Source organism: Limosilactobacillus mucosae (genome assembly GCF_046939755.1).
Lineage (GTDB): Bacteria > Bacillota > Bacilli > Lactobacillales > Lactobacillaceae > Limosilactobacillus > Limosilactobacillus mucosae_A.
The window spans coordinates 1-410 of sequence record NZ_JBKZAY010000103.1 but is presented as its reverse complement, the minus strand read 5'-3'; the positions used below and the strand labels follow the sequence as shown (position 1 = coordinate 410).

Below are 410 nucleotides of genomic sequence, written 5' to 3'. Positions count from 1 at the left end.
CGCAGTAGTTGACATGGTTGATGGCTCCGTTAAATATGGTGATTGGTCAACGGCACAATGGCCGGCATACTTCGCACCAACGGTTGATGGCTACACGCCAAGCCAAAAGACGATTGAAGCTAAGACGGTTACCAATGGTGATCAAAACGACAACGTAACGATTGATTACACGGCTGACAAGCAAACGGCCAAGATCGTTTACACTGATGCAGACGACAATCCAGTCAAGACGGACATGGTTAATGGCGTTACCGATCAAACGGTTGATGTCAACAGTACAGTGCCAACGGGCTGGAAATTAGTTGATGGTCAAACAATTCCAACGACGATTAAACTGGGCGCCAACACGCCAGATACGGTTGTTAAAGTCGAACACGATCATGTTTCAGTTAGCCACGACAATCCGCAAG

1 pseudogene is annotated in these 410 nt (G+C 47.6%); it reads left to right on the top strand.

Annotated features, from left to right (window positions below):
* A pseudogene (locus tag ACLUWI_RS10355) lies at nucleotides 1-410 on the top strand (peptidase); the annotation flags it as partial.